Source organism: Mesorhizobium sp. Root695, from assembly GCF_001428185.1.
Classification (GTDB): domain Bacteria; phylum Pseudomonadota; class Alphaproteobacteria; order Rhizobiales; family Rhizobiaceae; genus Mesorhizobium.
The window spans coordinates 139,587-165,976 of sequence record NZ_LMHO01000042.1; the positions used below are offsets into that span (position 1 = coordinate 139,587).

Annotated in this window: 21 protein-coding genes and 1 riboswitch; of the genes, 7 read left to right on the forward strand and 14 right to left on the reverse strand. The window is 63.3% G+C overall.

Annotated features, from left to right (window positions below; translation table 11 throughout):
- Positions 1–51 precede the first annotated feature (51 nt).
- Complete coding sequence (locus ASD99_RS26000; protein WP_056586549.1) at positions 52–825, reverse strand: amino acid ABC transporter substrate-binding protein; 774 nt, start codon at positions 823–825, stop codon at positions 52–54.
- A gap of 327 nt (positions 826–1,152) precedes the next feature.
- Between ASD99_RS26000 and ASD99_RS26005 the strand changes: the two genes are divergently transcribed.
- Positions 1,153–2,016 carry an RNA polymerase factor sigma-32 gene (locus tag ASD99_RS26005; RefSeq protein WP_056586546.1) on the forward strand — a complete coding sequence of 288 codons (864 nt, stop codon included), beginning with the start codon at positions 1,153–1,155 and terminating at the stop codon, positions 2,014–2,016.
- Between the two features lie 34 nt (positions 2,017–2,050).
- Here the strand turns inward: ASD99_RS26005 and ASD99_RS26010 are convergent, their stop codons facing one another.
- From ASD99_RS26010 to thiB, 4 genes are all read right to left on the reverse strand, one after another.
- Complete coding sequence (locus ASD99_RS26010; RefSeq protein ID WP_057145344.1) at positions 2,051–3,520, reverse strand: M48 family metalloprotease; 1,470 nt, start codon at positions 3,518–3,520, stop codon at positions 2,051–2,053.
- Between the two features lie 263 nt (positions 3,521–3,783).
- Positions 3,784–4,566, reverse strand: coding sequence for a thiamine ABC transporter ATP-binding protein (gene thiQ / locus ASD99_RS26015; protein WP_057145345.1), 783 nt, complete (start codon positions 4,564–4,566; stop codon positions 3,784–3,786).
- Positions 4,559–6,184: a thiamine/thiamine pyrophosphate ABC transporter permease gene (thiP, locus tag ASD99_RS26020; RefSeq protein WP_057145346.1), complete on the reverse strand. Its 1,626-nt coding sequence runs from the start codon at positions 6,182–6,184 to the stop codon at positions 4,559–4,561. The genes thiQ and thiP overlap by 8 nt, the downstream gene beginning before the upstream one ends.
- 8 nt (positions 6,185–6,192) lie before the next feature.
- Complete coding sequence (thiB, locus tag ASD99_RS26025; protein ID WP_057145347.1) at positions 6,193–7,191, reverse strand: thiamine ABC transporter substrate binding subunit; 999 nt, start codon at positions 7,189–7,191, stop codon at positions 6,193–6,195.
- 43 nt (positions 7,192–7,234) lie between these two features.
- A riboswitch (TPP riboswitch) is annotated at positions 7,235–7,349 on the reverse strand.
- Between the two features lie 87 nt (positions 7,350–7,436).
- Between thiB and ASD99_RS26030 the strand changes: the two genes are divergently transcribed.
- The 4 genes from ASD99_RS26030 to ASD99_RS26045 all read left to right on the forward strand — a co-directional run bounded on the left by ASD99_RS26030 (position 7,437) and on the right by ASD99_RS26045 (position 10,525).
- Positions 7,437–8,081 carry a thiamine diphosphokinase gene (locus ASD99_RS26030; RefSeq protein WP_057145348.1) on the forward strand — a complete coding sequence of 215 codons (645 nt, stop codon included), beginning with the start codon at positions 7,437–7,439 and terminating at the stop codon, positions 8,079–8,081.
- 1 nt (position 8,082) lies between these two features.
- Positions 8,083–9,903: an ABC-F family ATP-binding cassette domain-containing protein gene (locus tag ASD99_RS26035; protein ID WP_057145349.1), complete on the forward strand. Its 1,821-nt coding sequence runs from the start codon at positions 8,083–8,085 to the stop codon at positions 9,901–9,903.
- An 80-nt stretch (positions 9,904–9,983) separates the two neighbouring features.
- Positions 9,984–10,226 (forward strand): type II toxin-antitoxin system CcdA family antitoxin, encoded by a 243-nt coding sequence (locus ASD99_RS26040; RefSeq protein WP_056586525.1) that lies wholly within the window; start codon positions 9,984–9,986, stop codon positions 10,224–10,226.
- Complete coding sequence (locus ASD99_RS26045) at positions 10,226–10,525, forward strand: CcdB family protein (protein ID WP_057145350.1); 300 nt, start codon at positions 10,226–10,228, stop codon at positions 10,523–10,525. Before ASD99_RS26040 ends, ASD99_RS26045 begins: the two co-directional genes overlap by 1 nt.
- Before the next feature lie 25 nt (positions 10,526–10,550).
- On the opposite strand, the gene ASD99_RS26050 is transcribed toward ASD99_RS26045, so the two are convergent.
- On the reverse strand, positions 10,551–12,212 hold the full coding sequence (locus tag ASD99_RS26050) for a hypothetical protein (RefSeq protein ID WP_057145351.1): 1,662 nt from the start codon (positions 12,210–12,212) through the stop codon (positions 10,551–10,553).
- 75 nt (positions 12,213–12,287) lie between these two features.
- Positions 12,288–13,586 (reverse strand): adenylosuccinate synthase, encoded by a 1,299-nt coding sequence (locus tag ASD99_RS26055; RefSeq protein ID WP_056586516.1) that lies wholly within the window; start codon positions 13,584–13,586, stop codon positions 12,288–12,290.
- A 206-nt stretch (positions 13,587–13,792) separates the two neighbouring features.
- Between ASD99_RS26055 and ASD99_RS26060 the strand changes: the two genes are divergently transcribed.
- Entirely contained in the window at positions 13,793–14,704 is a 912-nt protein-coding gene (locus ASD99_RS26060) for a DMT family transporter (protein WP_057145352.1), read from the forward strand.
- 53 nt (positions 14,705–14,757) lie between these two features.
- Here the strand turns inward: ASD99_RS26060 and serA are convergent, their stop codons facing one another.
- The 5 genes from serA to glmM all read right to left on the reverse strand — a co-directional run bounded on the left by serA (position 14,758) and on the right by glmM (position 21,234).
- A complete protein-coding gene (serA, locus tag ASD99_RS26065; RefSeq protein ID WP_057145353.1) occupies positions 14,758–16,359 on the reverse strand; it encodes a phosphoglycerate dehydrogenase in 1,602 nt (533 codons plus the stop codon).
- 69 nt (positions 16,360–16,428) lie between these two features.
- Positions 16,429–17,604, reverse strand: a complete 1,176-nt coding sequence (locus ASD99_RS26070; RefSeq protein ID WP_056586507.1) for a phosphoserine transaminase — start codon at positions 17,602–17,604, stop codon at positions 16,429–16,431.
- 203 nt (positions 17,605–17,807) lie between these two features.
- Positions 17,808–18,584 (reverse strand): outer membrane protein, encoded by a 777-nt coding sequence (locus ASD99_RS26075; protein ID WP_057145354.1) that lies wholly within the window; start codon positions 18,582–18,584, stop codon positions 17,808–17,810.
- 205 nt (positions 18,585–18,789) lie between these two features.
- Positions 18,790–19,626 carry an outer membrane protein gene (locus ASD99_RS26080; protein ID WP_056586501.1) on the reverse strand — a complete coding sequence of 279 codons (837 nt, stop codon included), beginning with the start codon at positions 19,624–19,626 and terminating at the stop codon, positions 18,790–18,792.
- A gap of 255 nt (positions 19,627–19,881) precedes the next feature.
- Positions 19,882–21,234 carry a phosphoglucosamine mutase gene (glmM, locus tag ASD99_RS26085; protein WP_056586498.1) on the reverse strand — a complete coding sequence of 451 codons (1,353 nt, stop codon included), beginning with the start codon at positions 21,232–21,234 and terminating at the stop codon, positions 19,882–19,884.
- A 368-nt stretch (positions 21,235–21,602) separates the two neighbouring features.
- Here glmM and ASD99_RS26090 point away from each other — a divergent pair, with 368 nt between their 5' ends.
- A complete protein-coding gene (locus tag ASD99_RS26090) occupies positions 21,603–22,472 on the forward strand; it encodes a hypothetical protein (protein ID WP_057145355.1) in 870 nt (289 codons plus the stop codon).
- Positions 22,473–22,911: 439 nt separating this feature from the next.
- Here ASD99_RS26090 and ftsH read toward each other — a convergent pair whose 3' ends face one another.
- Both ftsH and tilS read right to left on the reverse strand, forming a co-directional pair.
- A complete protein-coding gene (gene ftsH, locus ASD99_RS26095; protein WP_023811859.1) occupies positions 22,912–24,840 on the reverse strand; it encodes an ATP-dependent zinc metalloprotease FtsH in 1,929 nt (642 codons plus the stop codon).
- A gap of 125 nt (positions 24,841–24,965) precedes the next feature.
- The gene (gene tilS, locus ASD99_RS26100; RefSeq protein ID WP_057145356.1) at positions 24,966–26,339 is read right to left on the reverse strand and encodes a tRNA lysidine(34) synthetase TilS; all 1,374 of its coding nucleotides are present in this window, start codon (positions 26,337–26,339) and stop codon (positions 24,966–24,968) included.
- Positions 26,340–26,390 lie beyond the last annotated feature (51 nt).

Sequence of the window (26,390 nt, forward strand, 5' to 3'; positions counted from 1 at the left end):
CGGCTCGCCGCTCGATAGTCTCATGGGCCGGAGACCGGCCCACTCACCAGATTACTTCGAAACGTCCTGCCCGAAATAGGTGTCGGCGATCTTCTTGTAGGTGCCGTCGGCCTTGATGTCGGCCAGCGCCTTGTTGATCGCCGCGACCAGTTCCGGATCGCCCTTGCGCACGATGACGCCGGAATAGTCGGCGTTTTCCTCTTGCGCGGCGATCTTCACATTGGCGTCGGGCTTGTGCTTCTTGAAGTCGAGGAATGACAGGCTGTCATTGATGGTGGCGTCGGCGCGGCCTGTCAAAAGCAGCTGGATCGACTGGTCGAAGCCATCGGTGCCGACCAGCTCGGCGCCATTCGTCTCGGCCAGCTTGCCGAAATTCGAGGTCAGCGACTGTGCCGACTTCTTGCCCTTGAGATCGGCGAAACTCTTGATGTCGGTGTTGTCGCCGCGCACGATCAGCACTGCCTTGGAGGCAATGTAGGGATCGGAGAAATCGTACTTGGCCTTGCGGGCGTCGGTGATGCCGACTTCGTTGATGACGGCGTCATAGCGATTGGCGTCGAGACCGGCGATCAGCCCATCCCACTTGCCTTCGAGGAACTCGGCCTTGACGCCGAGCTTGTCGGCGATCGCCTTGGCTATTTCGACGTCGAAGCCGACCAGCGCGCCGGAAGTGTCATGATAGGTGAATGGCGCATAGGTGCCTTCCGTGCCGACCTTGATGATCCCGGCCTGCTTGATCTGGTCGAGATTGGCGCCGGCATGGCCTGCGGTGACAGCCAGAGCCTGCAGCGTTCCGGCGATGATGAGCGACTTGAGCCATTTCATTTTTCTGTGATCCCGTCCTTGGCCGGATATCCGGCATGTTTGAGCGCTGGAAACTGGCAGATGCAAGGCAGGAAAATAAGGAATGAAATTTCAAAGACAATCCGTTCTTGAAATCAGATGCTCAAAATTCCGTTTTCAACGAGAGTCGGCGCTATTCCAGACTATCCCGGAAGCCGTCTGGACAGCGTGTCAGGCGCGACGCCGGCCAGGGAACCATTCCCGTGCATGGCACGTTCTGGCTGTTCTAGGGCACGACGCCGCCATTTCAACCCGGGCGCCAGCCATGTTTGCAACGTCATCCGCATCGCCTGAACCAGGGAGCGCCTCATGATGGAAGACACGGCAGGACGGATCATGGTCCGCGCGGCAATGAGGGCCCCTTACCTCGAACGTGACGAGGAGCATAGGCTGGCATTGCTCTGGAAAGAGGACAACGACCAGAACGCTCTGCACAGCATCACCGTCGCCCATATGCGGCTGGTCATTTCCATGGCTTCGAAATTCCGCCACTACGGCCTGCCGCTCGGCGATCTGATCCAGGAGGGTCATGTCGGCCTGCTTGAGGCCGCCGCCCGCTTCGAGCCGGAGCGCGAGGTGCGGTTCTCTACCTATGCGACGTGGTGGATTCGCGCCTCGATGCAGGACTACATCCTGCGCAACTGGTCGATCGTGCGCGGCGGCACCAGCTCGGCGCAGAAGGCGCTGTTCTTCAACCTGCGACGCCTTCGCGCGCGGCTGGCGAATGGCGCCGAGCCGCTGTCCAACGCAACGCTCTATCGCGAAGTGTCGGAGGCGCTCGGCGTCTCCGAAGCCGATGTGGCGATGATGGATTCGCGGCTGTCGGCGCCCGACTCCTCCCTCAACATGCCGATAGCCGACGATGCGGGTTCGACCGAGCGCATGGATTTCCTGGTCTCGGATGATCCGCTGCCCGACGAGATCGTCGGCGACAAGATCGATGTCGCGCGCCGCTCGCTCTGGCTGAGGGAGGCGCTTCGCGCGCTCAACGCTCGTGAGCTGAGGATCATCGAGGAACGCCGGTTGAACGACGAGGGCGCGACACTCGAAGCGCTCGGCGAGACGCTCGGCATTTCCAAGGAACGTGTCCGCCAGATCGAAGCCCGCGCCATGGAAAAGCTAAAGGTCGCGTTGTTGAAGCAGAACCCGGAGTTCATGGCGACCGCCGCCTGATCCGCAGCAGACGTCCCGCGGATAGACCGCGATCTTACTTGTCAGTGACGATCTTGACCTTGTCGCCGGCCGAAACCGCGGCCCCCGGCGACAGCGCATTGAGCACGCGAAACAGGTCGAGCTTGCGGTCGACGCCGACCATCTGGGCCGAAAGAGAACCCATCGTCTGCCCTGGCTGGACAGTGACCACGCGGATATGCAGCGGCTTCAAAGCCGCCTTTTCGGCAGCGCTGAGGATCCGGAACGAGCCGCTGACCGAACGCGCCACTGTGTCCAGCGAGGTGCTGGCCGAAGGAGCAGCGGTCAGCAGCCGGTAGACCTGGCCACCGGCGCGGATCACAGCGATGTCGAACTGCCAGCCTTCGGCGCCCGCATGCGCGGTCGCCGCCTCATTGCCGTTGATGGTTTCCTGTTTGACGGTGCTCTCGTCGAGACCGGCCACCCAGCCGCTGCGGATATAGTCTGTCAGTGAGCGGTTCTTGTCGATCGAGACGCCGTCGAAGCGGATGGCCATGTCACCGGGACCGGTTGCGGTCACTGCCGCCGCCGAATTGTCGATGATGAAGCCCTGCGGCACCGAGAAGGACACGCCAAGGCCCGGATGCAGGAAGGTTTCGCCGCGCACATAGCCTTCCTCAGGTGTGTCCCCATAGAGCAGGCCGTCTATGCCGGCGAGGAAGGAATCGCGGTCGCGCGTGCCGAAGCCTGGCGCACCGAACTGACGGGCATGGCGCTGCGCCAGATCGATGCGCTGCGGCGTGTTGGGGTGCGTGGCCAGGAAGTCTAGGCTGGCATCGGTGGCGCCGCTGATCGAACGGAAATCGGTATAGGCCGACATCGACTGCAGGAAGCGGCCGGCGGCGAAAGGATCGTAGCCGGCTTCGCCGATCGATTTGATGCCGATGGCGTCGGCTTCCAGCTCCTGGTTGCGCGAGAATTGCGCCAGCCTCAGCTTGCCGCGGATCAGCGCCGCCTTGGCGGTCGGGCTGTCGCCGAGCACGTCGGAAACCACCTTGGTCGCCAGGCCTTCCTCGGCCTCGAGTTGCTGGCGCTGCAGGCCGTGATTGGCCGTGACGTGGCCCATCTCATGCGCGATGACCGCGGCAAGCTCGGCCGAATCATTGGCCAGTGCCAGCAGGCCGCGTGTGATGTAGAGATAGCCACCCGGCAGCGCGAAGGCGTTGACGTTGGGCGAATTCAGGATGGTGATGCGATAGGTCTGCGTCGGGTTGGCCGAGACCACCGTCAGATTGCCGACCACCTTGGCGACCATGCGCTCAAGCTTGGGATCGGAATATTCGCCGCCATAGGTCGCCAGGATGCGCGGATGCTGCGCCTTGGCCAATTCAGCGAGCTTGTTGTTGGCGCCGACATTGTCGACGGTGATCGGCTTGTCGGATGGCTGGAAGCCGGATTCCTGAACCGCCGGCGGCGTGAGCATCTGGCAGCTCGCCAGCGCCACGGCAAAGCCAGCCAGCGCAAGAAAGCGCGCCAGCGGTTTCATTCCTAGTGTGTTAGCGCCGATCGCCAGAACGGCTTCCTTTCGGGTCCCGGCGCATGATCACGAAAATCGGGGGCGATCTTCGGAATGTGTCATGCGCTATATATCTCAAACTGCTGCAGCATCCGTTGCCCGTCCCACAGGGGCGAGCGGCGGATACTGCAGGCAAATCACGTCCTGTGCCGGACCAGTAGGGCGGACCTAGCCACACTCCTCCAGTCATGGCAAGCAAGCGCCACATCGCCTGGAACCGGTTTGACCGTAAATTATGTCCGCTTCCGGGCAACATCTCGTGATACGGCACCCCCGGTACCTGCGCCGATATAGCGCCGGAATGCTTCCGGACCAGCCCCGGCAAAGAAATCATCCGCCTTGCCGGTTGCGGCAACCAAACCATTGTCCAGAAACACCATGTGTTCGCCGATACGGCGGGCGTCTTCGGGCTGGTGGGTGACGAACAGCACCGTCATGCCCCGCTCGGCATGAACGGCGGCAACCAGATCCAGCATGTCGTCGCGCAGCGCCGGACCGAGCGAGGCGAAGGGTTCGTCGAGCAGCAGAACAGGCCGATCGCGCACCAGCACCCGGGCCAGGGCGACGCGCTGACGTTCCCCGCCGGAAAGTTCGCGCGGCAGGCGTCGCTCCTTGCCGGCAAGACCGGTGCGCGCAAGCGCCTCGGCGATCGCGGCGCGGTCCGCCTCGGTCAGCCGCAAGGATGGCGAGCGCCCGAGCCCGACATTCTGCTCGACGGAAAGATGGGCGAAGAGATTGTTTTCCTGGAACACCATCGACACCGGCCTCACTGAGGCTGGCTCGGCGCTGACATCGGCACCGCCGATCAGCACGCGGCCGGACTGCGGAGTCTCGAAGCCGGCGACCAGATTGAGCAGCGTCGACTTGCCCGAACCGCTCGGCCCCATGATGGCGGTGATCTTCGCCGTGACAAACTCGACGTCGAAGACCAGCGGTGCTTCGCCATAGCTGAACGACACGTTATCCAGCCGCACCGGAGCGCCCTTTTCAAGCCTGCTGGCCGCCCTGTCACGCATCCCGGACCTTCTCTCTTCCCAGCCAGTGCGCCGCCACGATCAATGCGAGGCAGACGAGGCCAAGCAGCAGTGCCAGGCCGGCGGCGTCCTCGGTGCGGTAGCTGCCCATCCGCGCCAGGAGAAGGTAGGGCAATGTCTGCACGGAATCACTGCCGAACAAGGCAATGACGCCGAGATCACCGAGCGACAGCGCCATGGCGAAAGCGAAAGCCGTGGCGAGCGGTCGCCGCAGCGACGGCCAGTCGACCAGCATTAACCGGTTCCAGCCCGCAATGCCGAGCTGTGCACACAGCCGCTCGTGACGCTCGCTGGCCGCATCATAGGCGGGACGGATGGCGCGCAGGGCGAACGGCATGGCCATCACCGCATTGACGGTGACGACCATGACCGGGGCAATGGCGAAGACATCGCCGACATGGCGCAGCAACAGGAACCAGCCGGCGCCGACGACGATCGGCGGCACGACCAGGACAAAGCCGGCGCCTGTATCGGTGGCGTGTTCGAGCAGTGTCTTTGCGCCGGTCCGGCGGTTCAGCGCCAGGGCCCGCCGCGCCATGGTCAGCGCCAGCGACAGCGTCACTGAGAGCAGCGCCGACAGGTACGCGAGCACCACGCTGGTCAGCGTCGCCTGCCGGACAGTGGCCTCACCGGCCAGCCGGCCGAGATCGGCGCCGAGCCCGGCCATCACCGTGGCGGCCATCGGCCCGACGACGAACAGCAGCGCCAGGACGATGAGCATGGCGTTCAACCAGGTTTCGCTCCCGTTGACCGAGAGATAGCGGCGTTGCGCGACTGGCAGGTTGGTGTCGCCGACCATATTGGCACCAAGCCGTGTCAGCGCCAGCACCACGACAAAGGTCAAGGCGATCTGCAGCAGCGTCAGCGTGACGGCGCGCGCGGGATCGAAATCGAAGCGAAGCGCCTGATAGATACCGACCTCCAGCGTCGTCGCGGCCGGCCCGCCGCCCAGTATCAGCACGATCGTGAAGGATGTGATGCAGAGCATGAAGACCAGCCCGGCGACCCCTGGCAATGCCGCACGCAGCGTTGGCCATTCGATCAGCCGGAACGCCGGCTGCGCCGCCATGCCGAGCTGGCTCGCCAGCCGCCATTGATCGGACGGTATGGTCTGCAGCGCCTCGAGAAACAGTCGCGTCGCCAGCGGCAGGTTGAAGAAGACATGGGCGACGAGAATGCCGGACAGGCCATAGATCCCCGGCCAGCTTCCACCGCCGATCATGGCGAGCACGCCGGCGAAATAGCCGGCGCGGCCATAAAGCGCCAGGATGCCGAGGGCCGCAACGATGGCCGGCAGCGCCAACGGTACGGCGAAGAGCTGCAGGATGAAGGCGCGGCCAAAGAAGCGCGGATGCCGCGACAGAGCGCGCGCCACAAACAGCGCCGGGCCGACGGAAAGCAGCGTCGACAGCGCTGCTTGCCAGAGCGTGAAGCGAATGACGCGAAACAGATAGGGGCCGAAGGCTGCCCATGCGCCCGAAAGATCGTGAGCGCCCTCGAAAAGCAGGCCTGCAAACGCACCGCCGATCAGCAGCGCGATTACAGCAAGCGCGATAATGCCGGCGCTGACGCGGGAATTCGTGGAATGCGCCGGCGTCATCGCGCTGCCTACTTGCTCATCACCGCCAGCCATTCATCGACCCAAGCCTTGCGGTTGGCGGCGACTTCCTCGGGGCTGAACCGCAAGGTTTTGGTCGGCTTGACCAGTTTGTCGAATGCCGGATTGAGCGGCTTGTCGGTCTTGCCTGCCGGGAACATCCAGTTGGTCTCGGGAATGGCATCCTGGAATTTCGGCCCGGTCATGAAGGCCATGAACTTTGCCGCCAGCGGATTCTTGGCTCCCGCCGTGGTGATGCCCGCCACCTCGATCTGCAGATATTCGCCCTCCTCGAAGGAGGCCGCCTGGTAGCGCTCGGTGTTCTCGGCGACCATGTGGTAGGCCGGCGACGTCGTGTAGGACAACACCATCGGCGCCTCGCCCTTGGTGAACAGGCCATAGGCCTCGCTCCAGCCCGGCGTCACGGTCAGCACCTTCGCCTTGAGCTTGGCCCAGGCCTCCGGCGCCTTGTCGCCATAGACCGACTTGACCCACAGAAGCAGGCCGAGGCCCGGTGTCGAGGTGCGCGGATCCTGGATGACGATCTTGTCGTCGGCACTGCCTTCGACCAGCTCTTTCAGGCTTTTCGGTGGGCTCTTCAGCTTCTCGGTGTCGTAGACGACGGCGAAATAGCCGTAGTCAAAGGGGACGAAAGTGTTGTCGCTCCAGCCGCCCGGCACATTGACGTCGGTCACCGCGCCATGCGGTGCGAACAGGCCTGACGCCTTGGCATCGGCGGTGAGATTGGTGTCGAGGCCAAGCACGATATCGGCCTTGGTCGATGCGCCTTCCAGCTTGACCCGGTTGAGCAGCGCGACGCCGTCGGCGACCGAGACGAACTCGACATCGCAGCCGCATTCGGCCTCGAATTCCTTCTTCACCACGGGACCCGGACCCCAGTCGGCGGTGAAACTCTCATAGGTGTAGACGGTGAGCTTGTCCTTGGCCAAGGCCGGGCCGGACAGGACCACGGCCATTGCTGAGACAAGAGCGTATAAAAGCGTGCGCATCGGCGCCTCCTTCGTTCGAGTTGAAAGGAATTGAGGCGTCGGACTGTCCGAAACGTCTAATCCCTCCGCCGGTACAAACCGGATCAGGTTCAGCGGGTTGGCGAGATTGCCTCTCAGCCGGTCCGCGAAGATCGCGTCCGGCACCCCGTTAGAGCGTTTCGACACATAGGCCGGGCCGATCCCCCACGCAAGTGGGAGTTTGCCGCCTTCCGTTTGCCGTGCCGGGCTGGTAAGGGCCACACGATATGAGCACATTCACCATCCTGCTTGGCGGCGATCTCATCCGCACGCCACGGCTCGACCGCCAGGTCGAAGGCTCCCGCGTGATCGCCGCCGATGCTGGCATCGGCCATGCGCGGCTGCTGGGTCTCGTGCCGGAGCTGTGGGTGGGTGATTTCGATTCGGTGCCGGCCAACCTGCCTGACGATCTCGCTTCCGTGTCGCGCCGGACCTTCCCGGCGGAAAAGGACCAGACCGACGGCGAACTGGCCGTCGCCGCCGCACTGGAGCGCGGTGCGACCAGCCTGGTGCTCGTCGGCGCCTTCGGCGGCAAGCGCGCCGACCACGCTTTCCAGCATCTGGCGCTTGCCCTGCGGCTGGCCGAGGCCGGGACTGATGTGCTTTTGACAAGCGGCGCCCAGGAAGGCGTTCCCCTGTTGCACGGAACGGCTGGCTTCGACTATACCGACCGCACGCTGTTTTCGGTGCTCGGCTTTTCCGAGCTTGCCGGCCTGACCGTCACCGGTGCCAAATGGCCGCTCGATCACGTCAAGGTGGCATTCGGTTCGTCGCTGACCATTTCCAACGAGGTCATGGGCCACCTCGAAATCGCGCTGGACCATGGCAGCGCGATGCTGCTCGCTCATCCCTATCCCTTACCTGAAAGCTGACATGGCCCCGCCCCTTCTCAACCTCGACGGGATAAAACTGACCTTCGGCGGTACGCCGCTGCTCGATGGCGCCGCCTTGACCGCTTCGGCCGGCGACAAGATCGCATTGGTCGGACGCAACGGATCAGGCAAGTCGACGCTGCTGAAGATCGCCGCCGGCCTGATCGAGCCGCAGGACGGCGAGGTGTTCCGCCAGCCCTCGGCAACCATTCGATACCTGCCGCAGATGCCCGACATGGAAGGTTTTGCCAGTGTCCGCGCGTATGTCGAGGCAGGACTAGGCCCCGCCGACGATCCCTACCGCGCCAGCTATCTGATGGAGCATCTCGGCCTGTCGGGCGAAGAGCGGCCGAACGATCTGTCAGGCGGCGAGGCGAGGCGCGCCGCCCTTGCCCGCGTCATGGCGCCCGAGCCCGACATTCTGCTGCTCGATGAGCCGACCAACCATCTCGATCTCTCTGTCATCGAATGGCTGGAAGAGGAGCTTAGCCGCACCTCCTCCGCACTCGTCGTCATCTCGCACGACCGTCGCTTTCTCGAACGCGTGTCGCGCGCCACGATCTGGCTCGATCGCGGCCAGACCCGTCGCCTGGACAAGGGATTTGGCCATTTCGAGGAATGGCGCGACCTGGTGCTGGAGGAAGAAGAGCGCGAGCAACACAAGCTCGGCCGCCAGATCGTGCGTGAGGAACACTGGCTGCGCTACGGCGTGACGGCGCGGCGCAAGCGCAACATGCGCCGTCTCGGCGAATTGCAGACGATGCGCCAGCGTTTTCACGGCCATCGCGGCGCCGAAGGGTCGGCCACCATGGTGGCCAGCGACGCCGCCGAATCCGGTAAGCTGGTGATCGAGGCCAAGAACATCGAGAAGAGCTTTGGCGATCTCACCGTGGTCAAGGGGTTTTCAACCCGCATCCAGCGCGGCGACCGCGTTGGTCTGGTCGGGCCGAACGGCGCCGGCAAGACGACGCTGTTGAAGATGCTGACCGGCGAGATGAAGCCCGACGCCGGCTCGGTACGGCTCGGCACCAATCTGGAGATCGCCACCCTCGACCAGAAGCGCGAGGCGGTCGACCCGCAGGAGACGCTGGCGCAATATCTCACCGACGGGCGCGGCGAAAACCTCGTCATCAATGGCGAGCAGCGCCACGTCGTCTCCTACATGAAGGATTTCCTGTTCAAGCCGGAGCAGGCGCGCACGCCGGTGCGCGAGCTGTCCGGCGGTGAGCGGGCGCGGCTCTTGCTGGCGCGCGTGCTGGCGCGGCCGGCAAACCTTCTGGTGCTGGATGAGCCGACCAACGATCTCGACATGGAGACGCTGGAACTGCTGCAGGAACTGGTTGCCGGTTTTGCCGGAACGGTCATCCTGGTCAGCCACGACCGCGATTTCCTCGACCGCACAGTGACCAGCCTGATCGCGCCCGACGGTGACGGCCGCTGGATCGAATATGCCGGCGGCTATTCCGACATGCTGGCGCAGCGCGGCGGCACCAGGCTGGATGACCGCAAGGCGCGCGCGAGGGCCGAAAACGGCGAAGCGCCCGCATCAAGCAAGAGCGAGGCCACAGCGCCAAAGGGGCCGGCGAAGAAACTGTCGTTCAAGCAGAAATTCGCGCTGGAATCCCTGCCTAAGAAAATCGAAGCCGTGACGGCATCGATCTCAAGACTTGAGAACAACATCGCCGATCCGGCCTATTACGAGCGCGATCCGGCCTCCTTCCAGAAGACCATCGCCGCCCTCGACAAGGAGCGCGCCACGCTGGCCGCGCTTGAAGAAGAGTGGCTGGAGCTGGAGATGCTGCGCGAAGAGATGGAGGGGTAGTTTCACCGCAATCAGCATTGCCTGATTATTGCAGTGACACGGAAATGCGCATACATTATGCGCATGTTACGGAGGCTACTATGCGCAAGGTTGCCTTGAATGCGATCCGTCAGCCAGCAAATCTGTCGATCGATTCGAACCTCATGAGGGAAGCCAAGGGGCTTGACGTGAATGTCTCGCGCGCCGCGGAAGCAGGCATCGCGGAGGCGGTGGCTGCTGAAAAAACGCGGCTGTGGAAGCTTGAGAACCGCGCCACGATAGATGCGTGGAACGACTATATCGAGAAGCACGGCATTCCGCTGGAAGAGTACCGGCAGTTCTGATGCCCCGCTATGATGTCTTCGCCGGTCGCATCGAAGGCAGCTACTTGCTCGACGTCCAGTCCGAACTGCTCGACAATTTCAAGACGCGGGTAGTCGTTCCGCTTCTGCCGGTCGCAACGGTGCCGCCGCCGATGCGAAAGCTTCATCCGATCTTCGAGATCAACGGCCGAAAGCTGGTTATGGCAACACACCTGATTGCCACCGTTCCGGCCAGTGAATTAGGCGAAAGTCGACTGAACCTGATGAGGCACCACGACGACATCGTCGCGGCACTCGACATGCTGTTCCAAGGCTTCTGAACAAAGGCGACAGTTACGGCGTTTCTCAGCCAGCCGTTTTCGCCTGCCAGGCCTTGATCGCCTCGTCGAACACCTTCTCGCCGGGAATGCCCTTTTCCATGGTCAGCAGCGCCCGCCGTCCGGTCTTGTAGACGACCGGCACGTCGATCCAGTCCTGACCACGAAGCAAGGTCATGTTGGCGTCCTCGTCCGCCTTGGTGTCGTTGAGCGCGACGAGGAAGAAACCGTCGGCGATCTTGGCCGGAATGCCGATCAGCGGGCTGCCGGCATCCTGTTCCGAACTCTTCATGGCGACGCGCAGGATGTTGTCGACGCCGCCGCCTTCGAAACCGTCGGGGGTCAGGAAGATCATCTCGATGATATGGCTGGCCGGCAAGGTCTGGTCGGTGTTGCGGCGGATGGTCATGCGCAACTGGATGTCCTTGCCGGGAATGGTTGCCTCAGCGCGGATCGCCGGCTCCGGCGGCAGGTCGCCTCCGGGCGATTCCTGCACCAGCGACCAGACGATGTTGCCGGGCTCCGCCGAACCCTGGGCGGTGCTGGTGCGCTCTTCATAGAAGATCGCCTTCTGGCCAACCGGCAGAGCGGTTTCCGCGGGCGCGGCTGCCGGCGCCGCTGGCGTGGCGCCTGCCGGCGTTGGCGGTGTGGCGGCGGCATCGGCCGGCGCAGCTCCCGTAGCAGGCGGCGTCGCGGGCGCGGTGCCCGGTGCCGGCGTTGTGGCAGGTGCGGCCGCAGCCGGGGTGCCGGCGGCCGGTGCGGAAATTGCCGGCGCGTTGGTCGCCGAGGGCGGCGTGGTCAGCGCGGCGACCGATTCGCCTTCGCCGATGCCACTTTGTCCGCCGGCCGGGCCGGGGTCGACTTCACTGCCCTGCGGCGTCAGCCGCTGGGTGAATTTCGTGCTTTCGGCTTCCGTGCCACCGGCCGCAGGCGCCGGCGGCGTTGCCGCCGCATCGGTTGCCGGCTTGGCAGGTGCTGGTTTCACCGATTCGGTCTTCGCGACCTGGTTGCCGCCAAGCCCCAGCATCTTGCCGAAGGCGTCCTTGTTCAGCCAGATGCCGTAGCCGCCGCCGGCAACGACCAGCAGCGCGACGACGGCGGCGATCAGCCCGCCATAGCTGCGCTTGCGTTCCGCCGGGCGCAGGCGCTGAAAGGTCTCCGACACCGGCTCTTCGTTGCTGGAAAAGACATCGGCCCCGTCGTCCGCCTCATCGGCGTCCATACCTGCAGCGTCCATGCCTGGGAGAGGCGTGTCGGCGCGAGCTGACTGGGAAGGTGCGGCTGCGGGCTTCCAGCTTGGCTCGACCTTGGCGGCAGGGGGCGGCGGGGGTTGATGAGGTTCAGGCTTGGCGGCGGGCGGTGCCGGCCAGGCTGATTCCGCCTTCGCCGGTTGCCGTGTATGGCTCGGCTGGTTCTTGTTGCGATCGATTGAGGAAAAGATGTGTTCCAGTTCCGCGAGCGGGTCGGTCTCCCGCACGCCCTTGGCATAATCCCGCTCGACGCTCGCGATGGCGTCTTCCAGGGAGCGTTTCTGCTTGGCTATGACCTCCGCGGACAGCGGCGGCGAGAATTCCGCAAGTTTTCTTTCAAGTGCGGAACGAGCGCCATCGTAGGTCCGCGTGCGCGTTTCCGGCGTGGGCTCGCCGTACTTGTCGAGCGCCTTTTTCAGAACAGCAACGAAATCTGCCATGCTTCAGTCGACCTGTATTTTGTTTCCGCGCCGGCCCCCTCAAATCAGCCGCGATGCCCGGAAAGGCTTCAGAAACTAGTCTTGAAACGGATCGGTCACAAGTATCGTGTCGTCGCGTTCCGGGCTGGTGGAAAGGAGCGCGACCGGAGCGCCGATGAGCTCCTCGATGTAACGGACATACTTGACGGCCTGGGCCGGCAGATCGTTCCAGCTGCGCGCGCCGGCAGTGGTGCCTTTCCATCCCTCGAGCGTCTCGTAGACCGGCTCGACGCGTGCCTGCGCGCCCTGGCTGGCCGGAAGATAGTCGATCATCTCGCCGTCAAGGCGGTAGCCGGTGCAGACCTTGATCTCGTCCAGCCCGTCGAGCACGTCGAGCTTGGTCAGCGCGATGCCCTTGATGCCGTTGACGGCGACGGCCTGGCGCACCAGTACCGCGTCGAACCAGCCGCAGCGGCGCTTGCGCCCGGTGACGACGCCGAATTCATGGCCGCGCGTGCCGAGGAATTCACCGATCTCGTTCTTCTGCTCGGTCGGGAACGGACCTTCGCCGACGCGCGTCGTATAGGCCTTGGTGATGCCGAGCACATAACCGATGGCGCCCGGGCCGACGCCGGAGCCGGCGGCCGCCTGTCCGGCGACGGTGTTCGACGAGGTGACGAACGGATAGGTGCCGTGGTCGATATCGAGCAGCGTGCCTTGCGCGCCCTCGAACAGGATGCGCTCGCCAGCCCGGCGCTTGTCGTCGAGGATTTTCCAGACCCGATCCATGTAGGGCAGGATCTCGTGCGCAACCGAGGTCAGCTCATGCATGATCGCATCATGCGTGACTTCGGCATGGCCAAGCCCGCGACGCAGCGCATTGTGGTGCGTCAGCAGCCTGTCTACCTTCAAGGGCAGCGTTTCCAAATCCGCCAAATCCATCACCCTGACAGCGCGCCGGCCCACCTTGTCCTCGTAGGCGGGGCCGATGCCACGACGGGTCGTGCCAATCTTCGTTCCGGAATTGGAGGCGGCGTCCTCGCGGAATCCGTCCAGTTCCCGATGCAGGGACAGGATAAGCGCCGTGTTTTCGGCTATTTTCAGGCGATCTGGCGTCACCTCGACGCCTTGCGCCATGAGCTTGGCCACTTCGGCGACGAAAGCGTGCGGGTCGAAAACAACGCCATTGCCGATGATGGACAGCTTGCCCTGGCGCACGACGCCCGACGGAAGCAATGACAATTTGTAGACCTTCCCGTCGACGACCAGCGTGTGGCCGGCATTGTGGCCGCCCTGAAAACGCACCACGACATCGGCCCGCTCCGACAGCCAGTCGACGATCTTGCCCTTGCCTTCGTCGCCCCACTGCGAGCCGACGACCACCACATTGGCCATGTTTCTTTTCCCTTGAGACGCCGCCAAGCGGCTTGAATACGGTTCGAAACGACAGGCCTCTATAACGTCAAGACCTCGCGAGCGCGACCTTTCTTTGCCGTCGAAAATGCCTTGAGGCACAACAATTTTCGGCTTTGACATCATTTACTTGGGCACACGGGGGCAATAGGCCGGCAAACACCGCGACCCCGCGGGCGGAATCCGCGATGCATCGAAGCGCCTACATATTCCTGCTGCTCACCACCTTGCTGTGGGGCGGCAACTCGGTGGCCGGCAAGCTGGCGGTCGAACACGTCTCGCCAATGACGCTGGTCTTCCTGCGCTGGGTGCTGGCCGTGGCAATCATGCTGCCGATAGGCTGGAAGACGATCCAAAAGGACTGGCCGGTGGTGCGCAAGCACTGGCTCGTGCTGGCGGCGCTCGGCGCCAGCGGCTTCACTCTGTTCAACACCATCTTCTACACGGCGCTCAACTACACGACGGCGATCAACGTCTCGATCGAACAGGCGGCGATGCCGATCCTGATCATCGTCGCCAATTTCGTCTTCTTCCGCCTGCGCGTGAACTGGGCGCAGATTGTCGGCGTCGTGCTGACCGTCGCCGGCGTGATCCTGACTGCCTGCCACGGCGATCCGCGCCGGCTGTTGACGCTGGAGCTCAATTTCGGCGACGCCATCATGCTAGTCGCCGTGTTTCTCTACAGCGGCTATTCGGTCGGGCTGCGGCTGAAGCCGATTATGCATTGGCAGAGCCTGATGCTGGCCCTGTCGGTTGCGGCACTCGTCACCTCGCTGCCGTTCTTCCTGTGGGAGGTCGCTGCCGGCAAGGTCATTGTGCCCGACGCGCGCGGCTGGACGGTTATCTTCTATACCGCGATCGGCGCCTCGGTCATCTCGCAGATATTCTACATCAGGGGAAACGAACTGATCGGTGCCAACCGCGCCGGCCTGTTCATCAATCTGGTGCCGATCTTCGGCACGCTGCTGTCGGTGCTGATCGTCGGCGAGACGTTCCAGCTTTACCAGGCACTGGCTTTGGTACTCGTGCTGGGCGGCATCGGGCTTGCCGAATACAGCGGACGCAAAATGGCGGCTCTGCCGTCAGCCAGGACACGCTGAACAGGAAGGCGCGGTCCAGGCCGCGCCTTTTGATCTCTCATAACGAGTGCAGATCACATCGCGTTGACGTCGAACTGCAGCCGCTTGGCCGAATCGATCGACTTGTGCGCCCGCACCTGTTCCAGCACTTTTTCCGGAAACGGCGCATCGAGATAGAGCAGCGCGATGGCATCGCCGCCCGGCCGGTTGCGGCCGAGCTGGAAGTTGGCGATGTTGACGCCGTTCTCGCCGCAGACCGTGCCGAGCAGGCCGATAATGCCCGGCGCATCGGCATTGGTCGTGTAGAGCATGTGCTGGCCGACCTCGGCGTCGAGATTGATGCCCTTGATCTGGATGAAACGCGGCTTGCCGTCCGAGAAGCAGGTGCCGGCGATCGAGCGGGTCTTGTGCTCGGTCGTCACCGTCAGCTTGATGTAGCCGTCGAACACGCCCGACTTGTCGCGCTTGACCTCGGCAACAATGATGCCGCGCTCCTTCACCATGATCGGCGCCGACACCATGTTGACGTCGGAGACCTGCGGCCGGATCAGCCCGGCAAGCGCGGCGCTGATCAGTGCGCGTGTGTTCATCGTCGCGGTCGCGCCGTCGAACAGGATCTCGACCTCCTTGATCGGATCCTCGGTGACCTGGCCGACAAAGGCGCCGAGCACTTCGGCGAGCTTGACGAAGGGCTTCAGCCTCGGTGCTTCCTCGGCGGTGATCGACGGCATGTTGATGGCGTTGGAAACCGCGCCCTTGATCAGATAATCGGCCATCTGCTCGGCAACCTGCAGCGCGACATTCTCTTGCGCTTCCGCTGTCGAGGCGCCGAGATGCGGCGTCGCCACCACGTTCTCCATGCCGAACAGCTCGTTGTTCTCGGCCGGTTCGACCTCGAACACGTCGACGCCGGCGCCCGCCACCTTGCCGCTCTTCAGCGCCGCGACCAGATCGGCCTCGACGATGAGCCCGCCGCGCGCGCAGTTGATGATGCGCACACCTTTCTTCATCTTGGCGATAGCCGCCGCATCGATGATGTTGCGCGTCTTGTCGGTCAGCGGCGTGTGCAGCGTGATGAAGTCGGCACGGGCGAACAGTTCGTCCAACTCGACCTTGTCGACGCCGAGTTCCTCGGCACGGCTGTCCGACAGGAACGGATCGAAGGCGATGACATGCATCTTCAGCCCGACGCCGCGCGTCGCGACGATCGAGCCGATGTTGCCGCAGCCGATGACGCCCAGCGTCTTGCCGGTGATCTCGACCCCCATGAAGCGGTTCTTTTCCCATTTACCGGCATGGGTCGAAGCGTTGGCTTCCGGGATCTGGCGGGCAAGCGCGAAGATCATCGCCACCGCATGTTCGGCTGTCGTGATCGAATTGCCGAAGGGCGTGTTCATCACGATGATGCCCTTGCGGCTCGCCGCCGGGATATCGACATTGTCGACGCCGATGCCCGCGCGGCCGATGACTTTGAGATTGGTGGCGGCGTTGATCAGCTTTTCGGTGACCTTGGTCGCCGAGCGGATGGCGAGGCCATCATACTGGCCGATCACTTCGGCGAGCTTTTCCTTGTCCTTGCCGAGATCGGGCAGATAGTCGACCTCGACGCCACGATCCTTGAAGATCTGCACGGCGGTGGGAGAAAGTTTGTCTGAGACGAGAACGCGGGGCGCCATGGCGGCCTCCTTGAAATGGATATTGATCCTGATGGGAATGGGCGGCCCGAAGGCCGCTACCGGAGAATGTCAGGCCGCCGCTTTGAGCGACGCCTTCTGTGCGGCGAAGGCCCAGTCGAGCCAGGGGAGCAGCGCTTCGAGATCTGACGTCTCGACCGTCGCACCGCACCAGATACGCAGGCCGGGCGGTGCGTCGCGATAGGCGCCGATATCGTAGGCGACACCTTCCTTGTCGAGCACCGACACCAGTCCCTTGGCGAAAGCCGCCTGCCCGTCGGCGTCGAGCGCCGACACATCCGGGTCGGTGAAGGACAGGCAGACCGAGGTGTTCGACCGCGTCGCCGGGAGGGCGGCGAGATGACCGAGCCATGAGGACTTGCCGACAAAGCCATCCAGGACGGCCGCATTGGCATCCGCCCTCGCGATCAGCGCATCGAGGCCACCGATCGACTTCGCCCAGTTGAGCGCATCGAGATAGTCTTCGACGCACAGCATTGAGGGCGTGTTGATGGTCTCGCCCTTGAAGATGCCCTCGATCAGCTTGCCGCCCGAGGTCAGGCGGAAGATTTTCGGCAGCGGCCACGAAGGCTTGTAGGTCTCCAGTCGCTCCACGGCGCGTGGGCTGAGTATGAGCATGCCGTGTGCGCCCTCGCCGCCCAGCACCTTCTGCCAGGAGAAGGTGACGACATCGAGTTTTTCGAAATCGAGCCTCTGTGCGAAGGCGGCCGAAGTCGCGTCGCAGATGGTCAGGCCCTTGCGGTCCGCGGGAATGAAATCGCTGTTCGGCACGCGCACGCCGGACGTGGTGCCGTTCCAGGTGAAGACCACATCGCGGTCGAAATCGATCTTTGCGAGGTCCGGCAGTTCGCCATAGCCGGCTTCGATCTTGCGCACGTCGGCGAGCTTCAATTGCTTGGCCACGTCGGTGACCCAGCCGGAGCCAAAGCTCTCCCAGGCGACCATGTCGACGCCGCGCTCACCGAGCAGCGACCACAGCGCCATCTCGACAGCGCCGGTGTCCGACGCCGGCACGATGCCGATGCGGTAACCCGCCGGGACCTGGAGAATTTCCCTCGTCAGCTCGATCGCCTGTTCGAGCTTGGTCTTGCCGATCTTGGCGCGATGGGAACGACCGAGCGCGGCATTGTTCAGCACCTCGACCGACCAGCCGGGGCGTTTTGCGCAGGGACCTGAGGAAAAATTGGGGTTTGCCGGACGGAGTCCGGGCTTCGTATGCGTCGTCATCGTGGTCTATCCTTCCAGATAGTGGCCCCTCGTTGGGGAGGGGTGGCCCACGGACGGCGATATGCGTTCAGACTTCGGGCGTCAAGAGGAAAGTTTTTGTCGCTGGCGGGATACCGGCGATCTGTGATCAGAATGTCGTGACCTCAAACGCAAGCGGCGGACCGAAGAGATCCGCCGTCCTGATTCTCGTGCTCGCGGCGCGCCTACCAGAGATCGTAGCGCAGCCCGAGCTTGACCTGATGATTGCTGATCCCCTTGCGGATCGGATAGGAATCGAGGCTCTCCGCCGTCACATATTCGGCATTGGGGGCGGAAAAATACTGATAGCCCAGATCGACGGAAACATTCTTGGACACCTGATAGGCAAGGCCGGCATTCAGCGTATAGGCCAGGGAGTACTGGGTCTTGCTGTCGCTCACCACGAAATCATCGCTGGGATCGCTATTGTCGGTGAAGTAGCTAGCCGAGAGGCTGCGCTTGCTGCGGACGACACCGATACCGGCGCCGAGATAGGGCGTGATACCGACATAGGTGCCAAGATCGACATAGCCATTGAGTATGCCCGACAAGGCGTAGTTTTTCAGGGACGCCGATGCCACGGTCGCCGTGTCCGGCGCTGTTACGGTCGCTGAATCGTCATAGCCAACGCCGATCTCGTTGCCGGGCAGATAGCCGAGATTGAGGTCGGCGCGCAGATAGTCGTTGAAATGGTAACCGAAGCCGATGCTGGCAAAGATCGGATCTTCCTTGTCGCTGAAGCTTGCAGGTGGCGAAGGCGTGAAGGAGAAATCCTCATTTTTGAAGCTCTTCTGCGCCAGATAGGAGACATCACCGCGCAGATACCAGCCCGAGCCGACCTCGACCGGCACATAGTCGGGCGCCTGGTCGACATAGATCGGGGGATCGTAGTCGGCCGCGTGCACGGGTGTTAGCGGTGCGAGGGCGAGTGCGACAAGCGCCATACGCAATGTGAGTTTCATGGTCCCCGACTCCCGAATTTGGCGCCGCAAGCAATTGCAACGGCAGCCATCGTTTCAAGGAGCATTGTTAACCATAGTGGTTAAGTGTCGGTTAAGGCTAACGGAGCGTTAGCAAATTGATTCTCAAGAATTTCATCCGAAACGTACAAACGAAAACCGCCCGGTCGATGCCGGGCGGTTCGCGAATATTCAGGCAGTGAAGGTGTTACTTGGTGTAGATCGGCTCGGGTTCGGGCTGGTAGGCGACCACCGGCGCGGCGCAACCATTGTTGCCACCGAACTGATAGCGCAGGCCACCGCGCACTTCGTGCGTGTTGATGCCACGGTCGAAGCCGGGGCCGGAGCTGCTCACGTCCCATTCGAACATGCGGCCGCCTTGGATGTGGCTGAAGCGGTAGCCTGCATCGAGGATGATTTTGTCCGTCAGGCAGTAGGAAGCGCCGGCCATCAGAGCGTAGGCGAAACGCCAGTTGGACGCTCCCGGATTGGTCTCGGTGGTGTTCGGGTCGTAGACAGTATCCCACTTGACGCGCGCACCGCCGATGCCGGCACCGACATAGGGCGTGATGCCGTGATAGGTGCCGAGATCGACATAGGCATTGGCCAGCAGCAGCAGGGCGCTCATCTTCGACACTTCGGTCGATGTTCCGTTGATATCTGAGGTGCCGCCGTTGAAGTTCGACTTGAACCAGTAGTCGGCGGTCAGATCGGTACGGAAGTGGTCGTTGATCTTGTAGCCGACGCCGGCACCGAGCGAGAAGCCGCCTTTGAGCTTACCGAAATCGAAACTTCTGGTGCCGGGCGTGACCGAACAGTTACAGGGATCGACGGTGTAGGTCATATAGTCGATGCCGCGCACGGTAGACTTGTGATAGTCGATGTCGCCGCGGATGTACCAGCCGCCGACTTCGACCGGCTGCTCGTAGACGGCTTGAGGCGGAGCCTCTTCCACCATCGGTTCCGCCATGTCGGCTGCGAACACCGGTCCTGCCAGGCTCGCGAACAGTAAGGCGAGCAGAGCCTTTCTTGCTGTATTGAACATGCTTGTCACCCCTGAAAAGCTCGGAACGGCGAACCCGCCCGAAATGCGATTGGCTTTCAGTCGTGGATAATGAGTTGCAAAGGTTAAAAGGCGTTTAACCCTGTTGCTTAACCACGAATCTCGAAACTTCGAGGAGTTGAGCGCGATTTCCGGAGGTTGGAATCAACCGCCGGACCAACGAAAAAGCCCGCCGGAAGGGCGGGCTTTGAGCTGGCGAAGCTGTGCGGCGCGACGCCCTCCCGGGAACGCCGGGGATCAGGCGGCGCTGCGCGTTTCCGAGATAACGTCGACGATGCCGTTGACGACGGACTCGACCAGTTGCGGGTCGTCGCCCTCGGCCATGACGCGGATCAGCGGCTCTGTGCCGGAGGGCCGGATAACCAGCCGCCCGGCCTTGCCGAGGCGGTGACGGGCATCTTCGATGGCTGCCTTGACCGGCGCTTCCTCGAGCGGCTTACCGCCGGAAATATGGACGTTCTTGAGAAGCTGCGGCACTGGTTCGAATTTCTTCGACAATTCGCTGACCGGCCGCCCCTGCCGCTTGATGCAGGCCAGCACCTGCAGCGCCGAAACGAGGCCGTCGCCGGTGGTCGAAAAGTCCGACAGCACGATATGGCCCGATTGTTCGCCGCCGACATTCAGCCCATGCGCGCGCATGTGCTCGACGACATAACGGTCGCCGACCTTGGTGCGGTGCAATTGCAGCTTCATGCCGCCGAGGAAGCGCTCGAGGCCGAGATTGGACATGACGGTCGAAACGACACCGCCGCCCGCAAGCCGCCCGCTCTGGTGCCAGGACTCGGCGATGAGCGCCATGATCTGGTCGCCATCGACGATCGCGCCGTTCTCATCGACAATGACGACGCGATCGGCATCGCCATCGAGTGCGATGCCGATGTCGGCGCGGACTTCGTGCACTTTCTTCTGCAGGCCGGCGGGATGCGTCGAGCCGCATTCCTTGTTGATGTTGAAGCCGTTGGGTTCGACATTGATGGCGACGACCTCGGCGCCCAGCTCCCACAGCGCCTCGGGCGCCACCTTGTAGGCCGCGCCGTTGGCGCAATCGACGACGATCCTCAAGCCGGAGAGCGACATTGAACGCGGCAAGGTGCGCTTGGCGAATTCGATGTAGCGGTCATGCACGCCGTCGACGCGCTTGGCCCGGCCAAGCCCGTCGGAATCGGCCAGCGCCAGTTCGATATCCTTGTCGAGCATGCTCTCGATGCGCTCCTCGATCTCGTCGGAGAGCTTGTAGCCGTCGGGTCCGAACAGCTTGATGCCGTTGTCGTAGTAGGGATTGTGCGAGGCCGAGATCATGACGCCGATATCAGCGCGCAGCGAACGCACCAGCATGGCGACCGCCGGCGTTGGGATCGGGCCGAGCAAGAACACGTCCATGCCGGCGGCGCAGAGACCGGCGACCATGGCATTTTCGATCATATAGCCGGAAAGCCTGGTGTCCTTGCCGAGCACGACGCGGTGGCGATGGCTGCCGCGCTGGAAGGAGAGGCCGGCGGCCATGCCGACCCGCATCGCGATTTCCGCGGTCATCGGAAACTTGTTGGCGCGCCCGCGAATGCCGTCCGTGCCGAAATAATTCCCTGCCATGCTAGCCCGCTTCCTCGATGTTTCTTCCCCGGCACGTCATGCCACAATTGGCCAGGGCGCTACGATCACATTGTGTGATTATATGTTACCAATCCTTAGAAAACCATTGTCGTGCAGGGCACACAACCTGCCTGCAACCTAACACACCGCGACTGCCATATTGCAATACACCATTCGTGCGAGCCTTTCAGCGCAGAAGCACCTGGAAAGTCTTGCTCTGAATCCGACAACGGGCAACGATTTCATCACCTTATCGGGAGAAGTCGGCTTTCGGCGATATATATGCCACTTAGTATCTGGCGCAACCGACCGTTGAGCGTTATTGATTCGCAGGGACGTATCATGGGCTGCTGCAACGGAGAAACGCTATGCTCATCCACCGACTTGCCACTTTGACCGGCCTCGCCGTCGCGACCTTGTTCCTAGTTGCGCCTGCCAACGCACTGACGATGGCCGAATGCAGCACGAAGTACAACGCCGCCAAGGATGCGGGGACACTCGCCGGGGCGACCTGGAACCAGTTCCGCAAGGCCCAGTGCGGCACCGACGCCGCAGCCACGACCGACACCAAGCCAGCCGACACTAAGAAAGCCGCCGACACCAAGAAGGCTGCCGAGACCAAGAAGGCTGCCGAAACGAAACCGCCCAAGCCAGCCGCTGCTGCGGACAACAGCCAGGCCAAGGGCCTGACGGCGAAGGAATGCAGCACCAAGTACCAGGCGGCGAAGGCTGCCGGGACGCTGAACGGCATGAAGTGGAACGACTTCCGCAAGACCGAATGCGCCGCCGGTGCATCCGCCGCAGCCACCGCAAAGCCGGCAACCACCAAGGCTGCCGCGGCTCCCGCCGATAATGCCGCCAAGGGTCTGAGCATGGCCGAATGCAGCACCAAATATCAGGCTGCCAAGACGGCCAACACGCTGAAGGGCATGAAGTGGAACGACTTCCGCAAGAACGAATGCGGCGCCAGCGCATCCGATGACGACACCGTGCCGGCCGCCGACGAGGCAAACTACACCAAGGAGCCGGCGAAGCCGACGACGGCTGCGCCCAAGGGAGTCACTTTCCCGTCCGCGATCTCGCCGAAATATGCCAGCGAGACCCCCGGAAAAGGCCGCATGCATACTTGCCTCGACCAGTACTATGCCCTCAAGGACGCCAACGCGCTTGGCGGCCTGAAATGGATCCAGAAGGGCGGCGGCTTCTACAGCCTGTGCAACGCCAAGCTGAAGAGCTGAACGACAACAACATCTGAACAAGAAAAGGCCCGCGACCCGCAAGGCTCGCGGGCTTTTTGTTGCCACGACGGAAGCCCTGCAGGCGCTGCCGGCGACACTGCTGATCTCCCCCCACGTGGGGGGATGCCCGGCAGGGCAGAGGGGGGCGCGAAGGATCGCGGCCTTGCTCTAATTAGTCTGGTTTCCTTGCATTCACGACAGCTGGGAGAGGGTGGCTCAAGGAATCGAACGGCAAGAGGGATCGTCCGCCGCCGGAAGGCCTAAACTCGATTTGTCGGCGGGACAGCGCCCCCTCTGTCCTGCCGGACATCTCCCCCACACGGCGGGAGATTGGCTGCCACGCCGGCTTTCGCCAATCGCAAAACAATCTTTTGCAGACGCCAAACAAAAACGCCGCGGACATGCCGCGGCGTTTCTAAATCAACCTGCTTGGTCGAACTCAGCTCGACGGCTGCGGCTCCATGCCGCCTTCGGGCTCTGGACCCTTCTTGCGCCGGCCGCCGGACTTCGGCACGGCCGAGCCACGGCTCGGCGGCGTGTCGTCGCCAAGGTCGCGCGCGGGCTTGTGGCCGGCGATCAGCTGCTTGATCTCCTCGCCGGACAGCGTCTCGTACTCCAGCAGGCCCTGCGCCAGCGCGATCCATTCCTTCTTCTTCTTGGTCAGGATGGACTTCGCCGACGAATAGGCCTCGTCGATCAGACGACGCACTTCGGCATCGATGATCTGCGCCGTCTCTTCCGAGACGTTCTGCGTGCGCGCCACCGAATGGCCGAGGAACACTTCCTCCTGGTTGTCGCCGTAAGCGACATGGCCGAGCTTGTCGGAAAAACCCCAGCGCGTAACCATGGCGCGGGCCAGCTTGGTCGCCTGCTCGATGTCGGAAGAGGCGCCGGAGGTGATATTCTCCTTGCCGAACTTGAACTCCTCGGCGACACGACCGCCCATCATGATGGCGAGCCGCGAGATCATGTATTTGTAGCTCATCGAATAGCGGTCGCCTTCGGGCAACTGCATGACCATGCCGAGCGCGCGGCCGCGCGGGATGATGGTGGCCTTGTGCAGCGGATCGGCCGACGGCACGTTGAGCGCGAGGATGGCGTGGCCGGCCTCGTGGTAGGCGGTGAGCTCCTTCTCGGCCTGCGTCATGGCCGACGAACGACGCTCGGCCCCCATCATGATCTTGTCCTTGGCGTCCTCGAATTCAGCCATGGTGACGAGACGCTTGTTGCGGCGTGCCGCCATAAGCGCGGATTCGTTGACGAGGTTCATCAGGTCGGCGCCGGAGAAGCCCGGCGTACCGCGCGCGATCACCTTGAGGTCGACATTGGGCGCCAGCGGCACGTTGCGCACATGCACCTTGAGGATCTTCTCGCGGCCGACGATATCGGGGTTCGGCACCACAACCTGGCGGTCGAAGCGGCCTGGCCTGAGCAGTGCCGGATCGAGCACGTCGGGCCGGTTGGTGGCAGCAATCAGGATGATGCTTTCGTTGGACTCGAAGCCGTCCATCTCGACCAGCAACTGGTTCAGCGTCTGCTCGCGTTCGTCATTGCCGCCGCCGAGGCCGGCGCCGCGATGACGGCCGACAGCATCGATTTCGTCGATGAAGATAATGCAGGGCGCGTTCTTCTTGGCCTGGTCAAACATGTCGCGGACGCGGCTGGCGCCGACGCCCACGAACATCTCGACGAAGTCCGAACCGGAAATGGTGAAGAACGGCACATTGGCTTCGCCGGCAACCGAACGGGCGAGCAGCGTCTTGCCGGTTCCCGGAGGGCCGACGAGCAGCACGCCGCGCGGGATCTTGCCGCCAAGCCGCTGGAACTTCTGCGGATCGCGCAGGAACTCGACGATCTCTTCCAGATCTTCCTTGGCTTCGTCGACGCCGGCAACGTCCTGGAAGGTGACACGGCCATGCGCTTCAGTGAGCAGCTTGGCCTTGGACTTTCCGAAACCCATGGCGCGCCCGGAGCCGGACTGCATCTGGCGCATGAAGAATATCCAGACGCCAAGGATCAGGATCATCGGCAGCCACGAGATCAGATAACCAAACAGCGAATTGGAACCGTCTGTTTCAGGCCGCGCGTTGATGGTGACGTTCTTGTCTTGCAGCCGCGAGACCAGCGAAGGATCGCCGGGCGAATAGGTCTGGAAGCCGCTGGCATTGTCGGTGTAGGTGCCGCTGATGCGAGCGCCTGCGATGGTCACCGTCTTGACCCGGCCCGCCGCGACGTCCTGCAGGAACTGCGAATATGGCACATCGCTGGAAGCCCCCCGCGTCTGCGGCGTCTGGAACAGATTGAACAGGGCAATGAGCAGGACCGCTATGATCGCCCAGAGCGCGAGATTGCGATAGTTCGGATTCATCAATTGTCCCGTTGGCGTCCGCAAGGCGGACACGCGTCATGAGAGGAAACTTGCGCCTAACATAGGGAGAGCGCCTCGCCTTGCCAAGCATAACAGCACGTCTGGGTTAAGCTTTCGCGCAACCATCAACCGGCACTGTGGCCGCTGAAAGGCAAGGGCGGCACCGGGGCCGCGCCAATCAGGTCGGCGACGGCCCGCGCCGGCGCCAGATCGAAGGACGGCAGGAAGCGGGCAAAGGGCGCAACGACCGGCCGCACCTCAACCATCGCGGACACCCCTCCATGTCCAGGCAAACCACGGCATTCCCCGGCTTGCCACAACGCCGGCTCGGCGGCGAGCGCGGCGCGCATCAGGCTCGGCGGGGTTTTTCCTTCGCCCATCGCCAGTCGCTTCGCCGTTGTCCCGAACGGGGCGATCAACAATCCGCTGCTGCTGTCGTTCAATGTGATGCGGCGGCGGCCGTCCCAGAGAGTGTCGCCGGTGGCAGTGACGGCGGCGGGCAAGCTTCGCGCCTCGCGGCGCAGGAAGATGCCGGCGCGCCGGGAATCGACAACCGTCCGCGACAATGTGGCGCAAAGAAATCCGGCCTTCAGCCGGCCGAACAGCGCCTCGCTGCGGGCCTGATCCGGCAGGAAGGCAATCCCGCCGGTCGTGGCCAGCAGGATGCGCAACGCGTAGACGGCCGCCTGCGCGTCACCGGCGCTCAGCAAGCCCGGATCGAGACGAATGAGCCCGCCGGCCGGCTGGGTTGCGAAATCGCCGATCAAGCTCGCAGCAGTGAGACCGAGTTGACTGCGCGCACGGCCCTCATGCGCGGCCAGCGCCAGTGCATCGTCGATGCGCCGCGCACCGTTGCCCTCGGCAAGGGCTGCCCGCATGCGCGGCCGCTCGAAAGCCTCGTCGGCATTGGTCGGGTCGTCGGCCCAGCCGACATTTTGACGGCGCAGGACATCGCGCAACCCCGTGCGCCGCATGCCGAGAAGCGGCCGCACGATCCAGCCGCGCCAGTCATACAAGGTGGCCGGCGCCATGCCGGCAAGTCCCCGGCCTGCCATTTCGACAAACTCTCGGCCACCATCCCGCGCGTGCCGCATCAGCACGGTCTCCGCCTGGTCGTCGGCGGTATGGCCGGTGAGGATCAGGCCGATGCCTTCCGCTTGTGCCGCCTCGGCCAACAGCCGGTAGCGCGCCTCTCGCGCGGCGGCGGGCAGGCCGGTCGACGGCTTGGGGCCCGACCATGCCAGGATGCGGTGTGAAATTGCATATGTGGCGCACAGCTTCGCCACCGCTTGCGCTTCCGCTGCCGAACCGGGTCGCAAACCGTGGTCGATCGTCACCGCCAGCAGCTTCGTTGCCGGCGCCGTGCGGTCGAGATGGTGTTTGAGAAGAAGGAGCAGGGCGGTCGAGTCGCTGCCGCCGGATACGGCCGCAACAGCGCCGCTGGTAAAATCGATATGCGAAAAAAGGCTGGTCGAAAGATTAGGCTCGATGTCGAGCATCAATGCGTGTCGCCCAAAAGTGGCCCCGGTCTTGGGACAACGACATGCATC